26 protein-coding genes are annotated in these 19,234 nt (G+C 40.0%); 3 read left to right on the forward strand and 23 right to left on the reverse strand.

Going from position 1 to position 19,234, the window contains the following annotated elements; genetic code table 11:
• Nucleotides 1-34: 34 nt before the first annotated feature.
• The 4 genes from AB3N00_RS10415 to AB3N00_RS10430 all read right to left on the reverse strand — a co-directional run bounded on the left by AB3N00_RS10415 (nt 35) and on the right by AB3N00_RS10430 (nt 2,776).
• Nucleotides 35-241: a DUF5316 family protein gene (locus tag AB3N00_RS10415; protein ID WP_413034458.1), complete on the reverse strand. Its 207-nt coding sequence runs from the start codon at nt 239-241 to the stop codon at nt 35-37.
• 729 nt (nt 242-970) lie between these two features.
• The gene (locus tag AB3N00_RS10420) at nt 971-1,444 is read right to left on the reverse strand and encodes an ASCH domain-containing protein (RefSeq protein WP_413034459.1); all 474 of its coding nucleotides are present in this window, start codon (nt 1,442-1,444) and stop codon (nt 971-973) included.
• Nucleotides 1,445-1,644: 200 nt separating this feature from the next.
• The gene (locus AB3N00_RS10425) at nt 1,645-2,181 is read right to left on the reverse strand and encodes a hypothetical protein (protein ID WP_413034460.1); all 537 of its coding nucleotides are present in this window, start codon (nt 2,179-2,181) and stop codon (nt 1,645-1,647) included.
• A gap of 100 nt (nt 2,182-2,281) precedes the next feature.
• Entirely contained in the window at nt 2,282-2,776 is a 495-nt protein-coding gene (locus AB3N00_RS10430) for a DinB family protein (RefSeq protein ID WP_413034461.1), read from the reverse strand.
• Between the two features lie 411 nt (nt 2,777-3,187).
• Between AB3N00_RS10430 and AB3N00_RS10435 the strand changes: the two genes are divergently transcribed.
• On the forward strand, nt 3,188-3,736 hold the full coding sequence (locus AB3N00_RS10435) for a hypothetical protein (RefSeq protein ID WP_413034462.1): 549 nt from the start codon (nt 3,188-3,190) through the stop codon (nt 3,734-3,736).
• 608 nt (nt 3,737-4,344) lie between these two features.
• Here the strand turns inward: AB3N00_RS10435 and tmk are convergent.
• From tmk to AB3N00_RS10460, 5 genes are all read right to left on the reverse strand, one after another.
• Nucleotides 4,345-4,998, reverse strand: coding sequence for a dTMP kinase (gene tmk, locus AB3N00_RS10440; protein WP_413034463.1), 654 nt, complete (start codon nt 4,996-4,998; stop codon nt 4,345-4,347).
• Nucleotides 4,999-5,163: 165 nt separating this feature from the next.
• Nucleotides 5,164-5,634 carry an NUDIX domain-containing protein gene (locus tag AB3N00_RS10445; protein ID WP_413034464.1) on the reverse strand — a complete coding sequence of 157 codons (471 nt, stop codon included), beginning with the start codon at nt 5,632-5,634 and terminating at the stop codon, nt 5,164-5,166.
• 303 nt (nt 5,635-5,937) lie between these two features.
• Nucleotides 5,938-6,705 (reverse strand): hypothetical protein, encoded by a 768-nt coding sequence (locus AB3N00_RS10450; RefSeq protein ID WP_413034465.1) that lies wholly within the window; start codon nt 6,703-6,705, stop codon nt 5,938-5,940.
• Between the two features lie 252 nt (nt 6,706-6,957).
• A complete protein-coding gene (locus tag AB3N00_RS10455) occupies nt 6,958-7,572 on the reverse strand; it encodes a histidine phosphatase family protein (protein WP_413034466.1) in 615 nt (204 codons plus the stop codon).
• Nucleotides 7,573-7,658: 86 nt separating this feature from the next.
• Nucleotides 7,659-8,165, reverse strand: a complete 507-nt coding sequence (locus tag AB3N00_RS10460; protein ID WP_413034467.1) for a DUF2569 domain-containing protein — start codon at nt 8,163-8,165, stop codon at nt 7,659-7,661.
• A gap of 251 nt (nt 8,166-8,416) precedes the next feature.
• Here AB3N00_RS10460 and AB3N00_RS10465 point away from each other — a divergent pair, with 251 nt between their 5' ends.
• Nucleotides 8,417-8,596, forward strand: a complete 180-nt coding sequence (locus tag AB3N00_RS10465; RefSeq protein WP_413034468.1) for a hypothetical protein — start codon at nt 8,417-8,419, stop codon at nt 8,594-8,596.
• Between the two features lie 26 nt (nt 8,597-8,622).
• On the opposite strand, the gene AB3N00_RS10470 is transcribed toward AB3N00_RS10465, so the two are convergent.
• From AB3N00_RS10470 to AB3N00_RS10495, 6 genes are all read right to left on the reverse strand, one after another.
• Nucleotides 8,623-8,916 (reverse strand): RNA polymerase alpha subunit C-terminal domain-containing protein, encoded by a 294-nt coding sequence (locus tag AB3N00_RS10470; RefSeq protein WP_413034469.1) that lies wholly within the window; start codon nt 8,914-8,916, stop codon nt 8,623-8,625.
• 51 nt (nt 8,917-8,967) lie between these two features.
• Entirely contained in the window at nt 8,968-9,690 is a 723-nt protein-coding gene (locus AB3N00_RS10475; RefSeq protein ID WP_413034470.1) for an alpha/beta fold hydrolase, read from the reverse strand.
• 54 nt (nt 9,691-9,744) lie between these two features.
• Complete coding sequence (locus AB3N00_RS10480) at nt 9,745-10,383, reverse strand: hypothetical protein (RefSeq protein WP_413034471.1); 639 nt, start codon at nt 10,381-10,383, stop codon at nt 9,745-9,747.
• Nucleotides 10,384-10,497: 114 nt separating this feature from the next.
• Nucleotides 10,498-11,505, reverse strand: a complete 1,008-nt coding sequence (locus AB3N00_RS10485; RefSeq protein ID WP_413035243.1) for an alpha/beta fold hydrolase — start codon at nt 11,503-11,505, stop codon at nt 10,498-10,500.
• Between the two features lie 92 nt (nt 11,506-11,597).
• Nucleotides 11,598-12,110, reverse strand: a complete 513-nt coding sequence (locus AB3N00_RS10490; protein ID WP_413034472.1) for a DUF4275 family protein — start codon at nt 12,108-12,110, stop codon at nt 11,598-11,600.
• A 58-nt stretch (nt 12,111-12,168) separates the two neighbouring features.
• Nucleotides 12,169-12,708 carry an NUDIX hydrolase gene (locus AB3N00_RS10495; protein ID WP_413034473.1) on the reverse strand — a complete coding sequence of 180 codons (540 nt, stop codon included), beginning with the start codon at nt 12,706-12,708 and terminating at the stop codon, nt 12,169-12,171.
• A gap of 400 nt (nt 12,709-13,108) precedes the next feature.
• Between AB3N00_RS10495 and AB3N00_RS10500 the strand changes: the two genes are divergently transcribed.
• Entirely contained in the window at nt 13,109-14,077 is a 969-nt protein-coding gene (locus AB3N00_RS10500) for a cation diffusion facilitator family transporter (RefSeq protein WP_413034474.1), read from the forward strand.
• 132 nt (nt 14,078-14,209) lie between these two features.
• Here the strand turns inward: AB3N00_RS10500 and AB3N00_RS10505 are convergent, their stop codons facing one another.
• The 8 genes from AB3N00_RS10505 to AB3N00_RS10540 all read right to left on the reverse strand — a co-directional run bounded on the left by AB3N00_RS10505 (nt 14,210) and on the right by AB3N00_RS10540 (nt 19,214).
• Complete coding sequence (locus AB3N00_RS10505) at nt 14,210-14,497, reverse strand: SHOCT domain-containing protein (RefSeq protein ID WP_413034475.1); 288 nt, start codon at nt 14,495-14,497, stop codon at nt 14,210-14,212.
• A gap of 192 nt (nt 14,498-14,689) precedes the next feature.
• Complete coding sequence (locus AB3N00_RS10510; protein ID WP_413034476.1) at nt 14,690-15,220, reverse strand: hypothetical protein; 531 nt, start codon at nt 15,218-15,220, stop codon at nt 14,690-14,692.
• A 23-nt stretch (nt 15,221-15,243) separates the two neighbouring features.
• Nucleotides 15,244-15,750: a DUF6985 domain-containing protein gene (locus AB3N00_RS10515; RefSeq protein WP_413034477.1), complete on the reverse strand. Its 507-nt coding sequence runs from the start codon at nt 15,748-15,750 to the stop codon at nt 15,244-15,246.
• A gap of 16 nt (nt 15,751-15,766) precedes the next feature.
• Nucleotides 15,767-16,801 carry a hypothetical protein gene (locus AB3N00_RS10520; RefSeq protein ID WP_413034478.1) on the reverse strand — a complete coding sequence of 345 codons (1,035 nt, stop codon included), beginning with the start codon at nt 16,799-16,801 and terminating at the stop codon, nt 15,767-15,769.
• 182 nt (nt 16,802-16,983) lie between these two features.
• Nucleotides 16,984-17,838, reverse strand: coding sequence for an MBL fold metallo-hydrolase (locus tag AB3N00_RS10525; RefSeq protein WP_413034479.1), 855 nt, complete (start codon nt 17,836-17,838; stop codon nt 16,984-16,986).
• Nucleotides 17,839-17,974: 136 nt separating this feature from the next.
• On the reverse strand, nt 17,975-18,346 hold the full coding sequence (locus tag AB3N00_RS10530) for a hypothetical protein (protein WP_413034480.1): 372 nt from the start codon (nt 18,344-18,346) through the stop codon (nt 17,975-17,977).
• Between the two features lie 69 nt (nt 18,347-18,415).
• Nucleotides 18,416-18,697, reverse strand: coding sequence for a hypothetical protein (locus AB3N00_RS10535; RefSeq protein ID WP_413034481.1), 282 nt, complete (start codon nt 18,695-18,697; stop codon nt 18,416-18,418).
• Nucleotides 18,698-18,737: 40 nt separating this feature from the next.
• Nucleotides 18,738-19,214 carry an NUDIX domain-containing protein gene (locus tag AB3N00_RS10540; protein WP_413034482.1) on the reverse strand — a complete coding sequence of 159 codons (477 nt, stop codon included), beginning with the start codon at nt 19,212-19,214 and terminating at the stop codon, nt 18,738-18,740.
• Nucleotides 19,215-19,234 lie beyond the last annotated feature (20 nt).

Consider the following 19,234-nt stretch of genomic DNA (forward strand, 5'->3'; position numbering starts at 1 on the left):
TTTCTCCGTGACTAAAATTAAACTAACCTGCCCGTTAGCTGAATAAATACATCAATCCAACAACTGCAAACGAGCAGACACCTGCTAAAGCAGACCATGTAGCAACTTTCTTCTTTATTTCACGGTCTTCCTTAGACTCTGAATAAAAATTACCTCTTTGTTGGTAACCAGTCGTCCATGCTCCAATGCAAAGTCCCGAAACAAAAATGAGAATGATCCCTAGATAAATAAAAAAATTCATATTTCATCTTCCTTCCCAATCACCCTAGTTTTTAATAAAACGTTTATTACAGGGAAAGGTTCCAAGCGAAGAAGTGAAATCCTATTTACATTAACCTGCCCGTTAGTTGAATAAAAACAGCCGATCACGTTGGTCAGCTGCTTTGTTGGTTTTATTGAGCTATTGTTTCCCGTTAGTTTAATGAGAGTTGCAGATTGCAATTAACTAATTAAACACTTTAAGAAATCCCCTAGTACTGTTATAAAGGTATTAATCAAACAGTGACGAATAAGATAGTTCAATAATTCATTACGGATTTTAGGAGGAACGCATGCTTTATAAATATTTATCGAAGTATCCAATATGGTTTACAGTTATATGGTGTTTGACTGCCTTAACTGTACTTTTAAATTTGCTGTTTTGGAGAAACGTTTTAATAATTCTCTTTTCAGTGATTATTTTATATGTGGCTAACGGGTTTCGAGCGTGGAATAGTGATCGGAAATTATCTCTTGTATCATTTGTATTGACATTCGTTTTCTCTTATATCTTTTATCGGTTTTTGACTTTGTAGACGCTGTAGAAAAGGAATATGTCTTCCTTCTAAAAGTTTCTGGAAACTGTTACGGTCGGTACAAAAGCCTCTGTTTTCTGGATATTTGACTATCCTGCCTATTAGTTGAACAAAAGTAGCCGATCACATTGATCTGCTGCTTTCTTCGTATTATTGAACTATAGTTACCCGTAAGTTTAATTTCTTGGTGCAAAAGTATCAACGACTCGAAAAGTTTGACATACCAACATTAAATCATCACTAAAAGTAAGATTGTATAAACCAAGCTCCCACGTAAAAAATTTGACGTGCTCTTCATACCAATATGTATAACTCAAATCGCCTTCACCTTCATTTTTCGCAAAGTCAGCAGACACTTCATTCATTTTGAGCAGTTCTACGTTGGTGTATTGGATAATGGCTGCAGGTTGATTGCTTCCGTCTAATACAATATCGTATTGTCCTTGTTTAGGTGGCTCCTCGTTTTCAAACTCATATACACAATATGCAGCACATGTTGCTGTTTTTATGCCGTCAACAACAAGCTTTGCTAATTCATCGCCCATCTCCTTAGATCCATCTCCAAACATCCAAGCCGCAGGAACTTCTAAATTCAGGTTTTCTTTTTGAGCATACAACTTCCAATATTGTTCAGTTATGTTTGTTGTCATGATGTTCTCTCCCTGTTTTAATCCTTCCAGATCAATTTAATATATGGGTAATTATAGTAATTAATTAACTTGCGCAGCCTGAGTTTGTAAGGTATATATCATCTTCTTTATCTATGAGTTCTTTAAAAGGACTCATCAACTCTCACGTTTCACTATAGTTTCCCGTTAGTTGATTAATAAAACGTTACCTTGTCATTAGCTTATTCTAGATTGTGATCTAGCCCTTTCCCAAAACAAATCTGTTGAGGTAAATCCATATTGTTGTATGATTCGAGTAATTCGGAACGAATATCCAGTGTTTTAATAGTAAGTATATATCCATTTATCGTGTTAGCAATCAATTCAATTTCGGATAAATTGTATGAAGTTATATCCATTTTCGAAATGATCACTTGACTACCAAGCACTTTTGATAAAGAAGAGGTAATTTGTTTCTTTACAACGTCATTTAAACTATCAAACTGGAGTACAAGGTTTTCAAGGTCATCCTTACTACATTTCATCAAACTGTGGGATTGGATAGCACTATGCTTTGGAGATGAAGACTTGATAGCATAAATCTCAATGATGTCATCCATTTTAAATTTAAAGTTTATACCTTCTTCTGTTTCAACGAATAGGTAGCCCTCATTTAGTTCTCTAGAAACACCACGGAAAAATTCATCTTGATTATTAACCTTAAATACTACAGAACGTTGTTCTTTAACTGTCATCTCAATAAATTGTCTCTTATTCATCATATCATGCAATCTGTTCTCCTCCCTTTTAGAGATAAAGTATTATATATAGGTGTGTTATTCCCTTGTCATTAACTAACCTGCCCGTTAGTTGAACAAGTTACCCAAGTACGTCGTCCGTCTCGTTTAGCCTTACTAGCTTTTTCAAAAAGATCATTTGTCCAATATGATGTGCATTATGGATACACAAATTTGAAATGACGTTCCACCACTGTGCATTGAAGTAGGAAGCTATTCTTCCTTCCAGTTTCGATACCTCACAATTAGTAATAATGCCACGCCATTCGGAGAAGCCATTACTCAACCGTCGAATGGTTTTACGCCAACTTTCTTCATCCATCTTCAGGTCCATTTCAAAAGTTTCTTCATTACTTATATTACTATTTTCAAATATGTCTTCGTTCATAAAACGTGATAGCCACATCTCATTCCAGTATATGAGGTGATTCGCGATCTCCCAAATGGAATGTGAATTACCATCAGGTTTCCAAGTTGCCTCAGCAACTGATATATCATTTAAAATGGTTTTAGACGATTTAACCCAACTTTCATCATCATGACAAGCTGCCAATTGATCGAGTAGAACTTCCTTCACGCTAGTTATCATTACCACCTCATGTCGATTATTTATACTCTTATGTTTTTTAGAAAGCTTCCTTTACCTAACTAGATAGGCGTTCAGCTATTGTAACAACACTGAAGGAGAGAGGAATAAGTTGCGTTTTAAGCACCTCAATTATATTCGGAACTAGAAAGATATATAAAGAAACGAGATAGTGATAATCAGCATGTTATTTTATTATATTGTACTTCCTTTACTTCCATATCCAAATCCGTTTTCCCTTCAAAGTTCTGGAGGTCCCCGTAATGTATACAGCATTATCACAGTAAACGGGGTAACTTGGTCTTGATCCCATTGTACTGTCCATAGGTGTAACATCTATTAATGTAACTTTTTCATACTTCGAAGCGTCTTATCTACAAATATTTAAAAAGGTGGGATATAGTGATAAAAGCAATTGTAATGACTACACTATTAGTCTCTCTAATTTTTTTGACGGCATGTAGTGGAGAAAGTCTGCCAAAAGATGAACAAAGCACATCGACAAATATACCGACTCAGAATGCAGCTACCGATACAACAAAATCACAAGATACGAGTGCTAAACCATCGTCGAATTCCAGCTTTAAAGCTGAATTGGCAATTGACTTAGAATCAGCCAAAGATTCGTTAAACGAAAACGAGCGCCCCGCTCTGGATGTACTTGAAACAAACCTGACTGCTCTCGTGCAGCATGATCACAAACTGTACCGATCCGGTTTTGTCGATGATCAACTGGCTGAGGCCATGGATTTTTATTATGGTGAGCAGTTCCAATATACGTTTTCAAGCATTGAAAGCATTGAGAAAAGTGCGTCTATAAAAAAACAGGTGCATATTACGGTACTTGGTGAACGTCTGGATACAACAACCAATTCGGTTGAAGAAGTAAAAATGATGTATGCGATCCGGCAGAATGAACAAGGAGATTGGGACATCTATACCATTGATTAATGTCATTAAACTGATCAGTTGTCAAAATACATACTTATGCTTCCAATACGTAAAACCACGTTGATCTCACTTCCTTAACGAACAAATTCACGAAACTTATTTAAGTCACCGACAGCTCAACAAAAAAATGAGCAGGCTGCTAATCTGCAGATTGCTCATATCTTTTCAACTAACTTTTCCCTTTAGTTAAGGACTCTTTGCTCAACCAATTTGTATTGTTTTAAACATTACCCCTGGTTTAATTACAATATCAGCTGCTCTTTCACAGTTTCTGCGTTGCCTAATGCGGTAAAAGTACGATCAAGTCAAGTCTCCCATTTGTATTGCATTGTGCACAATTATATCCTACCCGTCAGTCTGAAATTTTGCTCTTGACTTGGAGTGTACTCCAAGATGTATCGTGATCTTCAGTAAGTAAATTTTACCTCAAGGAGACTTAATCATGAACCAAAAGACTGTTTTGATAACGGTTGGGAATAAAGGGATCGGGTTCGAGAGTGCCAGACAATTGGGCAAGTTGGGATTTACAGTTTTAATTGGTAATGAGACATAGTGAAAAAAGCTACCGCATCGCGTACGTGAAGGAATGCAGCCTTTCCCTCAGGCGATCAATAGTTACTCGCCTCTAATTGATCTACAATAGAAGCTATTTTAGAAAATGCATCCTCAATTCCTATATCTGCTGACGAAATCACATGCATATTGTAACACTCGCCTACCCTCCGATAGCTGGTCAAACTCTTCTCCAAGTGTTCGCGCTCAACGTAGGAATCTTCAAAGCTTTTACGTTGTTTTATCCGCGCTATACTAGTTTCTAAATCAACATCCATAAGAAATGAAGCATGGGGTTGACGGATGGATGGAAGTATCTCTTCTAACCATGGTTCTGGCGAATTCCCACGTGCTACCATTGTTGCAAGCATTGTAAAAATATAACGATCACTAATGACATAACCCCCTTTACGGAGAGCAGGCTCTATGACTTCTTTATAGTGTTGGATACGATCTGCTATCATATACATCTGCAGCGCATTATAGTCGACAAGATGTCGTTTGTCGGGTTCATAAATAAAAGTTTTGAAAATCTGCAGTTGCCTCATTTCTGGCGTTGGCTGCATAGTTATGAGAACTTCTTTACCTTCGTTTCGAAACTTATCTGCAAGCATCTCAATCATTGTGGTCTTTCCTGCGCCATCGACACCATCAAATACAAATAATCTACCTTGATATTCATTTGTTATTGGACTTAATGCTGGAAACATAACTTTCACTCCCTATACCAATCGATTGGGCCGTAATGCTAATATCCACAAGAACAGATGCCGAACCCTTTGCTAAAAAACACAAATTCAATGAGGCACACTCATAGCCCTATAACTCTTTATTCATTTTATTGAGCTATCGTTTCCCGTTAGCTTAATCATGTATCATACGAATTCAATTAACTTCCTATCTATTTCTGCAATATCACCAATCTCCGATGTACCATCCCAAAGGATAATTGAAGAAGCTTCATCGTTTTCAACAAAATCATCAAGTTGGTACAGTTCACCCATGAACAGAGCTCCATATTCTGTCCGTTCAGGTCCATGAAAACTTGGCTGGAGTCTAAACTTCATTAGCCCTTTGAATTCAGCCGTGTCAATATTTTGATTGGTTTCCTCAAACAATTCTCTAATTACACATTGCTCAGCATTCTCTCCAGCTTCAATAATACCTCCTGGAAGTTCCCAATTGTTTCTCCACTTATTATGCATGAATAGGCACTTTCCTTGGCACTTCACCACAATTAGAGCATGTGTTAGTGGAGCATCCAGTGTGCTTGTAATGACCTTATCATACTCGATACGAATAAATTCCAAAAAAATGTTACCTCTTGAATCTGTCACGATTGCCATTATTACTCCTCCATTTCTTTTGTAACAAAAATAAAAAACGCGCTAGACCTAAGTCCTGCGCGTTCATATATCGCAGGATGGGAAGCGCGAATAGCGTTAACCCATCCCAATTTTTTTAGGAATGGATTAACGCTTTCCATGATGGTGAGATTGTTTTAATTCTAAAATTAACATCGGCCATTCTCCTAATCATCAATATATGGAAATAATACCCATCATAGTACTTTAGAGTCAAGTATATAATTTGCTCATTTACAATAACATACCTGCCCGTTGTTGAATCCCCTGAAGTCAAATCAATAATCATTTTAAATTCTCATATAATTTCATTCTTTCATAAGGAAAATGACTGCATTCCTCATTCATAGAATTCATAAGCTCTTGCTTTTTCTCCACGAAAAGGTTCTCAAAATTATCATCTGATCCCCCTCCCATCTCACTCCAAGAGTAGGGATGAGTTAAAATTTGGATTCGTTTTACACCTTCAAGCCTCTCTGTGCTGGGATACCCGAATTTCCACTTATGTTGAGAATCCGATAGATAAAATATTTTTGACTTGTTGGTATTAATTAAATTATTGTCAGAGCAGTAGTTAAAATATCTGCTAGCATAGCTGTTTATTAAGTTGTCTATTTTTATATCCAAAGACAAAACCAACTTAGTCGGTCTATGGAACGAAAAACGGTCTACCGTGGTCTCAATAAAATTTGAGAAAATATCTATTTCTTTTTTTATTCCTTCTACAATGTTGTGGGTGCTATTCTTTGGTAAATGATAATGTAATCCAACTCGATGGCCCATACGAATGATATCCCTTATTATTTGTATGTTCTCTTCAGAAAAGGGGTTATAACAATTATTCGATATTTGAATAAAATATGAAGATTTAATCTCGAGGTGATTCGACTCAAAATAGGCTAGTTTATGTGCTCTAGATAATGAGAATTCAACATCATGTCTGAGAATAACAAATTTTTTTGTCTCTTCAGTAATCTCTTTATAATCTAAAAAAGGAAGCCCCGTATCTCTGAGTCTTTGTATTATCTCTCCATATTCTTTATAAGTGAACATTGTTACACCATCCAACGTATGTTATTTATTAATTCTAATCATTTTATGTAATTTCTTTAGTTCAACAAAATTCGTGGTTTAGAAAAAAATACCTTTATTTTCAAATAATAATTCAAAATGGTGAGGGATAAATGCGTTTCCTTTTAAGGCGCAAAGAAATTAGTCATCTTTATCTAACCTCTATTACTGATATCCAGTCCTCTTCAATATGGTTTGTAGAATCTTCATCTGTATTTCCATCTTCATAAAGAATCAATCCAAATGACTCACTACATTCATGCTGCTAAATCTCCAACCTTCCAATCCCTTCTCAATCGTATGAACACTGGTATGATCGATAGGATGAAAGCTCGATGTATTGCTCCATTCCCGCTTATCGAGCAGATAATAGAGGATGTTAATCACTCCGCCGTGTGTAACCAACAGAACGTTGGACTTTATCTTTTGCTCCTCAATATCTCTGCATAGCATTTCGAAAGATGTACAGATTCTGTTATAAAAGTTTCTTGGGCTTTCTCCTCCTGGAAAAGGGGAATCCATCTCAAGAGAGTTGAAATAAACTCCTGGGTAATTCATTTCAGCCTCCTCGTGGAGCATGCCTGCCAGAACCCCGTTATTCATCTCTCGCCAATCTTTCACAAAGCTGCCCGGAATATTTAACTTCCTCGCAATCTCCCTTGTAGTCTGTGCTGCACGAGGAAGATCACTGCTTAGAATCGTATCGATAGCATATTCCTCAGCATGCTGATGCAGATAATTGCCCAGTTTTCCTGATTGAATAATTCCTTGTTCCGTGAGTCCTCGCTGGCTCCATCCGCCTCGATATCCTTCCTCGTCCATACCATGCCTTACCAGAAAAATTTTCAAGATCATTCCTCCTTATTGAATTCATAAAACAAACCCCGACCTCAGATGGTTTTTATTCCAAGATCGGGGCGTATGGTTATCACAATTTATTTTACAAAAGTATTATGAACTCGTACTGACTTGATAAAGTATGGAATCCAGATCGCACAAGTGAGAACTGACTTCGCAATTTCTCTCATCGAGCTTCCATCTTCAAGATCTCTCGCCATCGGAATCTGAAGTAACAACAGATAATCAATGATGCCAACGACCAAACTGACACTGTAAAACATGATCATAAGACGTGGCAAAATCGCTTTTTTATTATAAAACGCAAAAACCGTATACAAACTAAACAATAGGAATAACACGTTATACACCATTTCAAAAATGAGGACTGGTCCCCATAACGGATGATAATAATCAGATTGTTTCGAAGTCAGCAATTCCCATGTTTCTGTCGTAAACATGGGCAGGATTTGTTGGATCAATTGCACTACGAGCAGAATAATCGTAAGAAAAAGACCAATCTGGATGAGAATCAGCCATCCTCCTAGTCCAGAAACGCCTAACGGTCGATAGTCCCTCTTCTGCTCTTCAATAGGTGGTTCCACAAGTAACACTTCCTTATAGGGTTTTGTCATTCTGAGATGAATCATTCCTCGTATTTCACAAAATCTACGGGTGCTTCTCTCCATTACTTCTCGTACGTTCTATGTATAGGCAGCTTTTCCATACAGCTACATATCTCACCTTCCTCAGCCGTAAAAATTTGCACATCTTCCTTATTATACTACGGGAGTAAACAATGGGATATAGAATTTAACAAACAGACTTCATATGCTGTTGGGGCAGAAAGGGACGTTTGTTCTCAAGAAAGAAGCCAGGACGACTGACGAAGGGGAAGAAGATTGAGTTGGTCAATGAGTTCGATAAGCCATTCAAGCAGGCACGGCAAGAACTCCCGCCATCACCGTCGCTCCTGAGTGAAGGGAATTTATTGTTTGAGGTGACCATCGAGGAGTTAGTTTCGGGTCTGGATTAGTGGTAATTTAGTGGAGAGGGAGAGTATTATCTCGTAAACGACAATCCCTCTTCCTCAAGTGCTTGTCTAAGCTTTGGCATTGCTGATGGCCCTATGCCGTGCAGCTTCAGGATCTCTTTCTCCGTATACTCCGAGAGTTTAGCCAACGTTGTGATCCCTTCATTCTCCAAGGCACGTCTGGCAGGAGCAGACAACAAGGTCAAAAATCCTTCTTTTGGTTTCCGTTCAGATTCGCAAGTTGGACAAGTTGGGCAGTCACTTTTTTTGTAATACGAATGTCCATGTTCACATGTTCTCAGTGTTCCTTTATCGTTTACCATGTGGGCAATCCTTTCTGAATTAGATATTCATCCAGTTCTCAACCTCTGGGATTATACATGTTTCTCTAACCACTCTTTTGCCTCTTGCAGCATACCCAACGTTATTTGATGATTTACGCCCTCATACTCGACGAATTTAAGTGATTTTTGATTACCTTTTCCAGACATGCGCTCCATAAAGTATCGCTGACTTTCAATAGAAATGGTTGTGTCTTCTCTTCCATGCAGCAAGAGTAATGCTTGGTCATCAGAAAAGTTAATATTAAATAATGGATCATACTTCATGATGTTTCCGACCTCAAGTGCACTCATCGGACTTCTCCCATCATTTTCACGGAAAATCTCCTCAGACCTTAACCAGGCACAAGAAGCATTCATTATCACTGTAGATTTTACATCTAAATTACTCGCGGAAACTCCACCTGCAATAAATCCACCTGCGGAATTCCCAATAATGCCTATAGGACTGTCTGCATTCAGGATTTCTGCGACAATGCTGCCTGCCTCTTCAACTGCTTGTATCACGACTGGCCAAAAGTATTGTTGTAAAATACCTTTATCATAATACACTAGATTGCCACGTTCACCGTGATGAGGCAGCTCAGGGATAATCACTCTGTATCCCCAATCGGAGATCATCGATCCAAAGAACTGGTAGTCTCGGACATGGGAACCCCAACCATGGTATAGCAGGATTGTACCTCGATGCGGTAAGTATGAATCTATCTTTAAACAGGGTACTCCAGCGATAATATGTTCATTTGTTCTCTTCATAATCCCCCGCCATGGTTGCTTATTAGGAAAAGCATATCGTAAATATGCTGCAAATTATTTTCCCACACTACGATTTAGTATGTTCATTACTTCTTCTTCGCTTTTGGATAATTGCCCCATCATGTTCTTAACCAAATCATCTGAAAAGGCGATCTTTCCATTAAAAGTCTCCATATGTTTTGTGTATGATTGAACCGCTTCATTGAGGTCAATGGGTTCCTTGAAGTGTATCTCGCCGACTTCCATATCTAGAAACTTGCGACAAAATAAGGTTACACATTCTTCTATAACGCCGATATCAATTCCTCGATTCGGATGCCACATCTCCAAACCTCTTGGTTTTACTCCTAATTCATTTGTAGGAAGATCGGTGTATGGTAACTCATAAAAGTCTTCATCCGATGGATTATCGTAGTAGTAATGAAAGTGAATTTGGTCATCTGCTAGATACGTTCTGATACTGTTCACAAAATCAAGCTCCTCCGGATCACTTTCCATATCCTCTAGTCCGTGTTCAAGATAATTCTTGGTACATATACATACAAATCCTATCCTATTCTCGCCGTTTGCATCACTGTAGATCCGAATATCCTCCCAGCCTGTAAGATGACTCAGTCCATATACTCCCCACCACAGGTCGTACGAATTTGTTCTCACATAAACTTTAGAATGTTTTTCCTGAATCGACTTCATCATATTCGTCCCCTTAATAGTTCTTGCTCCTCGTAAGTCAATAATTTATTCTCTACTAAATAGGTGGTTAGTGACGCCAGGTATTCTTTGCATGTCGTAATATAGTCTGGCTCGTTACCCTGAGATAGACCCATACATCTCCATCAACCATGCAGCGAACTGCTCCTTCTCCTCAAACTGCGGATAATGGGCCGAATGTTCAAATACCACAAAATCTTTGATTGGCGCCTCCAGTACAGCGAAATAGTTCCGCGCAGCATTTACCGATGTCATATAATCGTATTTCCCCATAACAAAGTAAGTCGGGATCTCCAGCCCTTCTACTATATCGGGTAAGTGTTGGCCGGATTCTTCATTCAAAAGAATTTCCTGTGTAGCCTGAATCCCCATGAAATAGCGAATGACATCAAGTGCATTGTATTCGGGACCAAACAGAAAACCGAGTATATAATCCGTGTTTTCATCGATCTGCCTGGCTGCACCGCCGTATTTGCGAACCATATTCCTTGGCGTATGCTCCTCCCCTCGCTCAATCGAACCTCGTAAACGCTCCAGACTTGCCGCGTCCTCTGAATGACCAGCCTGCTTCGCTTGTGCAATCGTATAATCCAGACTGTCCAACTCGCTCTGTGTGTTATCTGCTACTTGCCCAATACCGATGTAAGCATTGAATTTGTCCGGTGCCTTGGCGGCAGCCTTAGTCCCTATGTATGTACCAAATGAATGAGCAACCAAACTGACCTTCTCTTGTCCAAGCTCTGCAGTCACATAATCGGTTAAAGCCAATAGATCATCTACGAGCACATCCGTCGTCAACCCCGAATAATCCTCGAAAAAGTGATAAGACTTTCCACTCCCGCGTTGGTCATAATGTACAATGGTAAAATGCTCTTCCAGCTCCTCTTGATACTTCCTAACATAAGGAATTTCGGAGCAGCCCGGACCACCGTGTACAAAGATCAGGATGGGATTCCCCCGATCCCTTCCCCGAATCATCACCTCATGATCGGCACCGTTGATCTCGACTTGTCCTAATGTGCTGATGCTATTCTCACCTTTAATACCAGGAGTCCATGTCGGAAATATTAGAGAGAGTATTGCAATGAGCAGAACCACGACCATGAAGAGTTTAGTTACTTTAACGAGCTGCTTACGCACTGGGATGTCTCCTTTTGCACATTGATTCGTTTGAATTGAATTCAGTTGGTTAACTGTTATTCAGGTTTTCTTACTTTATAAAAATATGGGCCACACATGTCTTCGTGAGTATGTACGTAGGTCCAGGTAAACTCTCGGTCGAAGATATAGATATCTTGTTCCGAATCAAAGTCCGCTGCAACGACTGCATTCGCATTCTCATATGCCTGGATGAACGGCGTATGTTGATACATGACATATAAGTCATTTTTGAGTTCGGCATCAAAAGCCTCTCGTGCTGTATCGCCCATTAAACACTCTTGTTTCTTATAACTAAACATATGCCATTTATATTCGCTGTAGTAGATAGCTTCTTTTGCCTCGTCATCAACGTTGCTTGCAAATACATTATCCCACTGCTGGGCAATGCCCTCGGATTCCTCGCACAACTCTGTCACCTGGACGCGCTTATTCTCCAGATTTTGCTCAAACATATATCTACGGTATACAAGCTCGATCCGCGAGTACGCCACATTCAGTTCACTTTCAGGCAAAACGTCCAACATTTGATTGATTTGTTCTCGAATCACGTTGACCTCCGTTTGGAATTAAATTAGGTATCTTGGACCTGGACCATCATCCTGTTCCTTACCGTCTACCTTCTTCCCGCAATACATAAGCCAATTTGTACATCTCCGCAATATCATTTCTATTTTGTTCCTGGAATCTCCGAACGGCTTCATCGATCTCTACAGTCTCTACCGCAACAACCTGCTCTCCGTCCACCGGATTCAGCGGTTTGCCGGCAAGTTCAACCTCTCCATATCCAATCAGTCTCACAAAATGAGGATGCGGAATATGTGGTCTATACGGTTCCAAAGCACCTGATGTGCAATAAAATTGACCGAATATCTGATACGACTGCAGTTCTGCGCCCAGTTCCTCCATCACCTCTCGTTTTAACGCATCCGGATAGCGTTCTCCAGGTTCCAAGGTTCCACCCGGCAGCTCCCATTTTCCATTGTCCAGTTGAAAAACAACACATTGATTCCGGACGAACGGGATAATGCTAACGTTGCTCACCAGCGCTTCATTCACGATATCGTTCAACCTGAATTCCGCCTCAATAATTCCCCAATGAATTGACGTACTTAGCGCCGGAAATTGTTCTCTACTCAAACTTTTCATCCTCTATCCGACCTCTCTAGGAAAAAGTAAAATCTTCCAACTCATCCTTTCACTCATTATAGATGATAACGAAGAAAGAAGGCCACCTTCCCATGTTGGGAAACACGTACCTTCTGATTTTACCGAAAATAGGCTAACTCCATTTTTAAAAAAGACGACTTATTTGTGTACCAGTTTCCCGTTTTTCCAAAAAGAGAACCCATCCGCGGACGCCGCAGTCATGTTTATATCTTCTCAAATCTGGTTGACACTATTATTAGGCGCATCTATAATAAAACCATAACATATGAACAAGCGCTCATATATTCATTCTTTAAAATGGGATATGTACTTCAATCCTAATTCACAATAGAAATCATACTTACATAACGGAGCAATGCTCCAAAGGAGAGGATCTCGTATGTCCGGACATCACCACAATCACGACCATGGACACCATCATGCTCATCCCAATAATAAGAAAGTACTCTTGTTTTCCTTCATCATTATTACAGTTTATATGATCGTTGAAGCCGTTGGCGGTTTCATTACCAACAGTCTGGCTCTTATCTCCGATGCAGGCCATATGCTGTCCGATGCCGTTGCTCTGGGGATTGCGTTACTGGCGTTTACCTTTGGTGAGAAAGCGGTCAATACAGGCAAAACGTACGGGTACAGACGGTTTGAGATTTTGGCTGCTACCTTAAACGGAATCACCTTGATCGCCATCTCCCTGTACATCTTTTACGAAGCGATCGGTCGCTTCATCCATCCGCCGGAAGTTGCAACGTTAGGCATGCTGATCATCAGCATCATTGGATTGCTCGTGAACATTCTGGTCGCCTGGATCATGATGCGCGGCAGTGACACGGAGAATAACCTCAATATGCGAGGTGCCTACCTCCACGTCATCAGTGATATGCTGGGATCCATCGGTGCGATTATCGCTGCACTGCTGATGATGTTCTTCGGCTGGGGCTGGGCGGATCCACTCGCGAGCGTAATTGTGGCTGTGCTTGTGTTGCGAAGCGGTTTCTTCATAACGAAATCCTCCCTGCATATTTTGATGGAAGGCACCCCGGCGAATGTGGATGTCAACGACCTCGTGCAAACCATTAAAAAGGTAGACGGTGTCCATGGCGTTCACGATGTGCATGTGTGGTCCATTACAAGCAACCTGAATGCACTGACCGCTCATATCGTGGTTGATGGAACATTGAGTATTTATGAAGCCGAAACGCTCGTCCATAAGATCGAACATATGCTGGAGCATAAAGATATCAAGCATGTCACCTTGCAGGTGGAGTCAGAAAAGCATCTGCACGACAGCTCCGTATTATGTACTGTAAAAGGCGATGCACCAGACGCACATGCGCACCATCATCATTGAGATCAAGAAAACGTTAGCTGTATATGAAAACAGGACTGATTCCCAGTAGTGGAATAGTCCTGTTTTTCATTTTTGTAAATTAACTATCTTTTATCAGGTTGGTTAAATCTTTAACTTTCCGAAACTCCTGGATTACTTGTACTTAGAGAGCAGTTTCTGTTTCTTTTGATCAAATTCAAAGTCAGTAATGATATTTTTTTCCTTCAACTCACCTAATTGCAAAAGTTGTTCATGATAATTAACAGGCGGCTTCGTTAACTTATTAGCTCTAACCAAAACAACAATTGAAAAAGGTATTGCGTACAACATGGTTAATAACGCCAAGAATGCCGCGTTATCTGGATCTTCTGGCCCTAAACCGAGTATCATAAAAAACGTTAATGTGAACAACACGATCCCAATGGTCGATAATACTTTCAATACAATTCCTCCCAATGATTATGTAACTTTCCTATTTTGAAATCTTAAAGACTGGTAAGATAACTAAATATCTACTTCATTTCGGTTCATAATGACATAACCAAGCTGGAACAAGAGGATTTAATACAACTGATGTTAATCATGCAGCTTGTTTTTGAATCTCTTGGCTTGAGCCTACATTTAAGAAGGTCTCTAACTTCCATTGTTACATAAAATGCAGCCATGGCATGACAGGTACACTTCATGTTTTGCGCATTTCGGATATCCTGGCGGGATCGTCGGTCGATCATCATCCTCTTCAATCTCGGACCACTCCAGGTAGTTGCTCAGATTAACGTGTTGTTTCACGAAGGCTTGAATCATTATCCGAAATTGCTCCAAACAGTATAAAACCGACTCTTTGCGTGGTTCATAACTTAACTTCTCCCACCCTGCTTCAGCGATTGCATTTGCAATCATGCGCAGCATAAAATCTTTCTCTTCATCAAAGGTGTCTACGGTCCAAGGCATCTCATCGATGTCGAAACCAACCGTCCCGATCCCTACGATAGACTGATCCTCCTGCGCCAACCAGATCGTCATTTCTCTCTCCCGGTTCGTCTTGGCCAGCATCGAGCCACTGATGGATAGCACCTCTATAAAAACGGACGTTAACCCATTAGACATGCCTATGGATTCAATACAAGACTCTACATCATGAGGCATGGATATCGTGTTCGCCATGCTGTCTCACCCCTTAACTAACCTTACTCGTTTTCATCCGATTCAGTCCAGATTGCAAATGCGCCGTACCCCAAATACTCACGCACTTCAAGAACTTTATTACCATGTACCATGATTTCCATGCCATTTTCAGCGTCCCATTCGGTACCACCGCCCAGAATCGCTCCAAAAATATCATCGTTCTGATCATAAGGATTACGAAAAAGTTCAACTTCGCCAACTGACATGAACTCCAAAATGTCCCTGCCCTCAGCTTCAGCCAAACCAGTAGGATATTCTACTGTATCACTCGACATTTTCTCAGTTTTCCATTCATATGCTAGCTTGCATATGTCGTTAATCGTTTCATCCGGCAAGCGATTCAGCACATCCCGGATATATAGCTCTGCTTCTTCCAAACTCATGTCTTCCGTGTTAAACCGATACTCAACCTCGCATTGGAACAAATTAAGCAGACCATATCCGGACATCCGGTTCTCATCTGAGGGGTCTTCTGCGCCGATACGTTCCAAATGAAATCTCTCAGTCATACTTTATCCTCCTTCATTAATCTCCACCACCGCCACAGGACGAACAGCTGGATGAGCTGCAAGAAGAATCGGAAGATCCTGAGGATGATCCGGAATCTCCCGAAGAACCACTGCTGTCTGTACAAATATCCGCATAACAGCTGGAACTGCTCGAACAACTGCTGCTTGACGAAGCCCCAGAGGCTGTTTTTTCCTGTGGAAGAATTTCCTGCTCCAGACGACCCATGTGCACCCCGTATGTCGCTTCATGATGCATGGAGTGGTACACCATGGCACTCGCCATAATGAGAGCCACATCGACCGTACCCGAAGATTCGAGGGATAGCTCATTTTCGTTTAGACTTGCCGATCTTTGTAGTTTTTCAATTAAATAAGTAATAACCTGCGCAGCTTCAGGATTCTCCTGCATGCGTCTGGTATGAAAGAGTTGATTCACCAGTTCAGATTGATCCCCTTGTGTAATCAGCTTCTTCATATCACCGGATAACGGATAACTGAAGAAATCACCCCAGATCGCGGAACTATAGGGAGTGAATTCGAATAATTGACAGTACACCCAGTCAAACCACGCCCGTGCTCCTGGATTCTCACGGCGGGTAACTGCCGGCTCATGATGCACCGTGGAGCCCATAAATTCTGCACAAAAGTCAGTGTAGGATTTCGTAAACATCAGCATTTCATGCCAAAACTCGTCTACCTCCTCACTGAACATGGGTACCTGCTTAAGCAAAGAAGCCATAACGAAATATCTCTTTAACTCCAGCAGTTTCCATCGATACTCCAGCTTTTGGATGTGAGGATGTTCCTGCTCGATCCGGAGCTTAAGTTTATTTGAATAATGTTTATTAAAGCTCTTCTCCAATTGCTGAATGGTTTGCTCATAGGAAATTTCATCACGCAGTCCAAGATTCAAAGGTAACTTTTTGCGTCGATACGTAACTTTTGTGTTCCCCCTTCGGCTCCCTGCTGGACGAAAAATTCTGATTTTTCGCCGAATCAAATATACTGCAATAACCAATAAAACTGCTCCGATGTAGTAGTAGATAGGCATAGTTGAGCCTCTCCTCTCCGTTGATCGTTTCTATGTATGGGTTAAACTCCCATTAGTATAATTGACGACCGGCAATTATTAAAAGAGCCCTTAGGCATAAATGCCAGGGCTCTTGTTTTAAAGTTACTTCAAGAAGCACACGCCATGCAGCATGGATATATTACATATGCACGTTAAACTGTCTATCTTTGCTTTGACTGCAATCGTTGATCGTTAACAAACGCTTTTAAAAAGAACATCTCATTTTCATTGGGAGTCCGCTGATGATCTTTTTCAAAGGTTTCAATTGCGCTATCTAATGATGTGGATGTCACAGCTCTACAACAGGAGGTAAGTTCTCTCCAAAACACATCCATCTCATCCAAATCGCAAATGGATTCATGCCCAAGTAAGAAATGATCCGCATCATACTTTTGGATATCCTGTATCATTGGCAGCAAGAGAGCTTGCTTGAAATGAAATAGTGAATTTGTAGTTGTTCCATACGCACTATCTCCCAGGAAAATGGTCTTTTCATCTGGAATATACACAATGGTTGAGTCATCCGTATGAGTACTTCGAATCCTCTCAAGAATACAAACTTTATTCCCCAAATCAATTTGGAGAGAATCTTCAAAAATGATATCAGGAGCATTTAATTTAAACGAGTCTCTCATCGGTATTTCATTTTGTATGATCTCCATACATTGTGAACTCATCTTGTTTGACTTAACATACTCATTGAGTGAATAATCATCATACGAATAGTTTCTCCAAACATTGATCAATTGATTGGTTAGTCTATTAACAATGATCGTCGCATTAAATTCATTCATTCCTAAAAAATGATCCCAATGAGCATGTGTAATGGCCAAGTATTTAACGGGTGGTACATTTAAACGGCTTATTTCCTGCAAAAAGTCTTTAGCATGTTGAACCGAATTCCCGCCATCAATCACAAGACTGTGCTGATCCCCGCATACTAACCCTAATGTCGGTCTATCTTTATCATTTTGGTTAGATAAGTAATAGATCGATTCACTTAATTTATTTAACATGTCAATTCTCCCCTATTTATAATTTGGATAGTAAGAGAAAAATCGCATGTCATTATAGATTTAAACCATGGATTTTTCTCATTTTATTGTTTTACCAATGGAATCACCCCTTTAAATCAATGAATAGAATCGTTATTTATGACAAAGCAATAATTATACTTGTGATGAGCAGCAGTATCGTTACAGGTGCCCATATTCTTCGTTCCCATACACTTCTCGTAATAAGATTTAATATTGTCCCAAGCACCAAATACGCAACGATAATCCAAATCGCTGTATCTGTAAACGCAGACCAACCAGGTAGGAGCAGCCCCGATTTACTCAGGACAACTAAACCAATGAATACGAGGATGGTGATCTGGAGCAAACAGGCATAACGCATGGATGTGGGATATTTCCCGGGAAACTTGCCTCCCATGGCAGCCTCTCCCCACGGCATACCTGCAGCGAGTGCAATCTGAAATAGAATGACAATCAGAATCAGGACGGAAAACAATAGCGAAGACACTAATACCACCTATTCACATCCCCACATCTATAATGTAGTTTCTCCTTATACTTTATTGATGCAAACAGATTAGTATTCTTCAAACCAATATCGATAAAATTCTTCTGAAAACCAGAACCATGTGATCCCTAGTATCACCATGGTGCACCCTAATACTTTCAATATCACTTCTATAGACTTAGGGATTTCTGTGTTCGGCAAGTTTTCTTCAAATTCACTATTCGGTTTTATTCCTCTATATCTCATCACAACAAACAATTTATAGAGGATATCGGGAAAGAAATAAAACACAATACCCATAACAAACACCGGAATGGACAAATAACCAAAAGTACTGGTCGTCCATTCCATCTCGAAGCTTCCAAGTTTCTTCCCATATATGTACATTGGATTATTTGATAAAATGTGCACGTTCTTCTTGGTTGGAACTAAAAATATAATTCGGATACTTGTTTTCAATGGTTGGAAGATCACCCTCTTGGAAAAATTGAAGGTCCTTCATCTCTTCATTATTATTTGATGTTAGTTGCCCCGATTGGATCCTGCATTCAAATACAATGGTTAAGTATTCAACCTGATGACCATTATGATATGTAAAACGTTGATCTTCACCGCCGTAGACTCCAATAATCTTATCCGGTACAATTACAAGCCCCGTCTCCTCGAATGCTTCTCTGACCATCGCTTGAGCTGGTGTTTCTCCAATCTCAATTGCTCCTGCAATTAACCCCCAAGTTGATTCATTGTGTTTACGCCCGAACAGGATCTCTCCATGTTCATTTCGAATAATTGCAGCCACACCTGGCATAAATATGAGCTCGTTTCCGATCTTTTCCCTGAGGTTTTTATAGTAATCAGACATCCCCATTTAGTAGTACCTCCCTTTCA

This window comes from Paenibacillus xylanilyticus (assembly GCF_047246825.1).
GTDB lineage: Bacteria > Bacillota > Bacilli > Paenibacillales > Paenibacillaceae > Paenibacillus > Paenibacillus xylanilyticus_B.